Source organism: Microcystis sp. M53603_WE2, from assembly GCF_030065435.1.
Genome location: NZ_JASJFF010000860.1, coordinates 1 through 5,592 on the forward strand (window position 1 = coordinate 1; position 5,592 = coordinate 5,592).

3 protein-coding genes and 1 pseudogene are annotated in these 5,592 nt (G+C 51.0%); all 4 read left to right on the forward strand.

Annotated features, from left to right (window positions below; translation table 11 throughout):
• Positions 1 to 196: 196 nt before the first annotated feature.
• On the forward strand, positions 197 to 1,228 hold the full coding sequence (locus tag PX481_RS18235; RefSeq protein ID WP_043999301.1) for a class I SAM-dependent methyltransferase: 1,032 nt from the start codon (positions 197 to 199) through the stop codon (positions 1,226 to 1,228).
• A 43-nt stretch (positions 1,229 to 1,271) separates the two neighbouring features.
• Positions 1,272 to 3,527: a hypothetical protein gene (locus PX481_RS18240; RefSeq protein ID WP_002761534.1), complete on the forward strand. Its 2,256-nt coding sequence runs from the start codon at positions 1,272 to 1,274 to the stop codon at positions 3,525 to 3,527.
• The gene (locus PX481_RS18245) at positions 3,524 to 4,294 is read left to right on the forward strand and encodes a glycosyltransferase family 2 protein (RefSeq protein ID WP_002761535.1); all 771 of its coding nucleotides are present in this window, start codon (positions 3,524 to 3,526) and stop codon (positions 4,292 to 4,294) included. The genes PX481_RS18240 and PX481_RS18245 overlap by 4 nt, the downstream gene beginning before the upstream one ends.
• 278 nt (positions 4,295 to 4,572) lie before the next feature.
• Positions 4,573 to 5,451: pseudogene (locus PX481_RS18250) on the forward strand (glycosyltransferase); the annotation flags it as partial.
• Positions 5,452 to 5,592 lie beyond the last annotated feature (141 nt).

Sequence of the window (5,592 nt, forward strand, 5' to 3'; positions counted from 1 at the left end):
AACTTTTTCAGCAGACCCTAATTAGGGGTCTCAAGACCCCCCTAGCGGCCACCGAGAAAACCTTCACCAGCTAGGTATTTTTACTCAAGTCTCTGGAGGGGGACAGCTTATGTGACAGTTGAGGGTGCGGAATGTGGGTTGTATAATTTCTGTGACCCGCGAGATACCCTGTCGTGATCGCTTTTGTCTTAATATCATGACCGACCTCTCTATTTTCAGTAGTCCGCCAGTTTTCTGGCTACCCGATCGCCTGAGCGAGCCGAATCCTTGGCTCGGTCACATTCCCTTCGCGTTCTGGCTTGTGGACGCGCTGAAACCGCGCTTGATCGTCGAGTTGGGAACCCATAGCGGCAACTCCTACCTCGCCTTCTGTCAGGCGGTACAGCGCTTAGAGATTCCCGCCACCTGCCGGGCGATCGATACGTGGCGCGGCGACGAGCAGGCGGGTTTTTACGGCGAAGAGGTGTTTTCGGAACTCTCTGGCTATCACGATACCCGGTACGGAGGATTTTCGCAATTACTCCGCTCCCGTTTCGAGGACGCGGTGAAGGATTTTCCCGACGGGTCGATCGACCTGCTCCATATTGACGGACTCCATACCTACGAAGCCGTAAAAGGGGATTTCGAGATGTGGCGGGGGAAACTATCCGATCGGGCGATCGTTCTCTTCCACGATATCGAGGTATGCGAATCCGATTTCGGGGTTTGGAAACTCTGGAAAGAACTCGGCGATCGCTATCCCCGTTTTTCCTTCCTCCATAGCTACGGATTGGGGGTTCTCGGTTTCGGCCGCGATCTACCCGACCCGTTGCGGATATTGTTCGCCCTCGATCGAGATCTGGCCGCGTGCGAGGACATTCGAGGGCGATTCGCCCGGTTGGGAAACGCCCTCATCGATACCTTCGCTCTTCAAACGATGCGGGAAGAAAACGCTCGCCTAGCCGGGCGGATAAAATACCTTGAAGCGAGCGAGCGAGAAATTCACGATCGCTGGATCGAGTATCAGGTCTACGGGCGACGGGTACAGGTGGAACTAGAGCGCTCGAGAGAACTCCTAAAAAAATACCGCGACGGCTACCATCGAACCCGCAAAGCGTGGGAAGAAGCGAAAATACAACTGCAACAGGCCAGCGAGGGCTGGGAAAGCGCCCAGAACATCGTTCGATGGATGGAGACGAGCTTCTTCTGGAGGCTACGAGAATTGTGGATCGATAACAAACCGATGTAACCCCTAGCAAGCGGACATTATCCCGAACCGATACAGACACACCATGACTCAGGAAGAACAGATCGCGCGACGGAAATCGGCCGTCGAATCTCTATCCCGATTACAATCCCTGCAAAACGAGATCGAGCGAAAATACCTCGATCCCCCGCTGCGAGACTCTTTAGTCGAGAGCTGCGGCCGTGCCGTCCGGAAAGCGTTCCGAAAAAGCCTCGATCTAGCGGTGGCTCTCACCCCAGCCGCGCTCGGCACCCCCTTGGAGGGATGGAAAATTGTCAGGATTCTCGCTAAGAGCGGTCTATTCGACGAGAACTACTACCGACAGCACCACCCTGAGATCGACGGAGTCGCTCCCCTCGACCACTATCGATTGATCGGTCGGTTCAAGGGCGCGTCGGTGAGTCCGCTTTTCGCTGTCGATTATTACACCGCCCGCTATCCCGAGACGATCACCTCGAATCTCGATCCCGTGATTCACTATCTCACCGTCGGCTGGAAAAAAGGCTACGATCCTCACCCGCTATTCGATACCGCCTATTACACGGCCCGCTATCCGGAGGTAAAAACCTCTGATCTCCCGCCTCCAGTTCATTATCGGACAATCGGGGCGAAAAAAGGCTATAATCCCCACCCGCTATTCGATACCGAGTATTACCTCGCCAATAGTCCAGACCTCGCGGGAAGCGATATCGATCCCCTCTCCCATTTCCTGATCTGGGGAGCGATCGCTGGACGGAATCCCCATCCCCTCTTCGATATCGCTTATTATCGCCGGCAGAATCCCACTGACGCGAATCCCCTGATCGACTACCTACAGGAACCCTCCTTCCGAAAATACGATCCCCATCCCCTCTTCGATCGCACCTATTACAAAAAACAGATATCGATCGATACGAATCCCCTACTCCACTACAAGAACGAGGGCTATCGTCTCGGCCTCGACCCTCACCCGTTATTTAAAACCGCCTTCTATCGCGAACAACTGCCCGAAGAGATGGGGGAAACCGTCGATCCGCTCTCGGATTATCTCGTCAACGGGGTCGCCGCAGGACGCGATCCTCACCCGCTCTTCGATAGCCGTTACTATCTCGATCGTAATCCAGGAGTCGCCCGCGAGAAAATTAATCCCCTCTTCGACTACTGCCGGGGAGGTGCGGCCGAAGGGCGTTTCGCGTGGTCGGCCGCTCGATTCGATCACCCGTTCCTGAACGGGTACCGATCGGGGGAAATCGGGTTTTTACTGGAGGGAAATCCAGACTTTCCCGACCCGACGAAGGAAAAAATCGCCGTTTCCTGTAGCTCGATCGGTAATTATTTCATGGGGGAGATCGCCGATATCCTCGCGGCCGGTCTGTCGGCGATCGGGGTGAAAACCCTCCGGCTCTCGGAAAACGATTCCCTCCCAGCGGACATCACGCAGGAAATTATCGTCGCACCTCACGAATTTTTCTATCTGGGAAACGGGGTCGCACTCGGGAACGACCGATCTCGAATCACCCGATCGATTTTGGTCAACGTGGAACAGCCCCAAACTGCGTGGTTTTCCAAAAGTTACGATTTCTTGCGCCAGGCTGCGCTAGTCCTCGATATTAACTGGCAAACGGCGGTTTTCACCCGCGCTCTCGGACTCTCCTCGTATTTCCTGCCGTTGGGGTATCTGCCGGGGTACGCCCCTTTCGCGTGGCAGAAGGAAAAACCCGATCTCCTTGCGTTACGAAGCGTCCCGCGGGAGCGTTGGCATTCTGTCGAGAGCGTCGATTCCCCGTGGGGTGATCGCCCGATCGATCTGCTATTTATCGGTTATCTTAGCCAACGCCGACAGGACTTTTTTGCGACAAACGCCCGATGGCTTCATCGCTACCGCGCTTTTTTCCATATTCCTCCCCTAGACGGTCCCCTGATCGCGGGAAAAGGCAACGCCCTCACCACCGAGGCAGTTATCGGTTTAAGTCAACGGAGTAAAATCCTGCTCAATATTCACCAAAGCGATCTAAGCTATTTCGAGTGGCACCGGATCGTTTTTCACGGTCTCTGGCAGAAAACCCTCGTGATCACCGAACCCTGTTACCCTCTCCCCGGTTTGATTCCTAACGAACACTATATCGAGATTCCCGCCGAAAAAATGGAAGCGAAAATCGACGAACTCCTGAATACACCCGCGGGGCGCGAAGAGTCCGAACGGATTCGGAACGCCGGCCATCGGGCGATCATCGAACTTTTCCCGCTAGAGGCGATCGCATCGCAGCTTCTCTCCCTAACGGCGCGCGTTACTGACACGGCACAGGAGAAGGAACGGAAATGATCTTCACCCATCCCCACTCGTTACTTTTTGAAAAAAAACGATCTCGTCCAGTGAGCGTTACCGTCTGCGTTAGTCTCTATAACTATGCGGACTATATTCGGGAAACGCTGGATTCGCTCCTCGAACAGACCCTAGAAGCCTTCGATCTGGCGATCATCGATGACGCTTCCAGTGACGCTTCCGCCGAGATCACCTGCGACTGGCTGAAGAAAAACGCCGAGCGCTTCGAGCGGATTCTACTCGTCCGACACGATCGCAATAGCGGCGGCCCCTCCGCCCCCCGGAACACGGCGATCGCCTCATCGGATACCCCGTTTATTTTCTCTCTCGATGCCGATAATACCCTCTACCCCCGATGTCTCGAACGGTGTTTAGAAGTGATAGAAGATACCGGGGCCGAGATGGTTTATCCCCTGATCGAGAAATTCGGGGCGGAAACGGGAATTTTGGGAAATCAGAACTGGAGCGCGGAAATTCTTGCCCGTGGCAATTATATCGATAATATGGCCCTGATTCGGAGAACCGCGCTAGAGGCGGTGAATGGCTATTCCTATATGTGGCTCTACGGCTGGGAGGATTTCGATCTCTGGTGTAAATTCGTCGAACAGGATTTTCAAGGGGTTTTAGTGCCAGAAATCCTCGCCCGCTATCGGGTTCACCCGAAATCGCTCCTACAGGCCCACACGAAGTCAAGAGCGCGCTCTGTTACCGAGGAAATCCTCGAACGACACCCGTGGTTAACAATCGATCTAGAAGCGATCACTTGAAACTGATTGCTTCTCGTTTGGCCAGTCTTAAAATCTTACAACCCTGATTAACTAGGTTTTTCAAGGTGTGGAACCCCTTCAAGATAACCCGATGAATCACAGCTTAAAATCTAGCCTATCAATGGAGAAAATAACAGTCTCTGCAATTGTCTCTACTTATTCTAGACAAGCTAATGATAATCGCTTGACAATTCCCTCGATCGAATATAGAATCTTAAAATCTTATACCCCTGATTAACAAGGTTTTTCAAGGTGTGGAACCCCTTCAAGATAATCCGATGAATTATAGTTTAAAATCTAGCCCATCTATGGAAAAAATAACAGTCTCTGCTATTGTTTCTACTTATAAATCAGCCGAATTTATCCGAGGATGTCTAGAGGATTTAGTTACACAAACCCTTTATCAAAAGGGAGAATTAGAAATTATTGTTATCGATAGTGCTTCCCCCGAAAATGAACGGGAAATAGTCCTAGAGTTTCAACAAAAATATCCGAGAATTATTTATCAGCGGACGGAGGCAAGAGAAACCCTTTATCAAGCTTGGAATCGCGGCATTAAACAAGCGCGGGGACGTTATCTAACCAATGCTAACACCGATGATCGTCGCTGTTTCAATGCCCTAGAAATTATGGCTAGTTATCTCGACCAACATCGCGAGATTAGTTTAGTTTATGGCGATCAATTAATTACAACCATTAAGAATGATACTTTTGCCACTACCTCAGCTTTAAAACGCTGGAATTGGCCTGATTATTCCTATCAAGAGCTGCGGCAGAGATGTTGTGTAGGTTCTCAACCGATGTGGCGCAAATCACTTCACGATCGATACGGTTATTTTCAAGAGGATTTTCGCTGTGCGGGCGATTATGAATTTTGGTTAAGAATTGCTAGTCAAGGAGCAAAAATGTCCTTAATTCCCGAGATTTTGGGCTTGTATTATTTAAATCTGCAAGGATTAGAACACGGCAGTAATGGTCAAGCTTTACGGGAACATTATCAGGTATGTAAGACCTATCAAATTCCTCACCCAGAAATTGTCGATATAGCAGTTAATTCTGAGCCAGTTAATGTCGAAAATTTAGGTATACCTCTAGAGAGCGATGAACTAGAAAAATTAAAGATAATTCAAGCTGTTTCTACTCGTAAAACTCCAATAACTGGACTTCCCCGTTGACAAAAAGCCATAACCTGTGCTGTAGAAGGGATTAAGAGAATTTCCGCCGCCCCGTTACTGGGTACAAATCAGGGAAACTCCCAATAAATCTAACGCTTTTTGTTGCAGTTGGGTCGGTCGAGT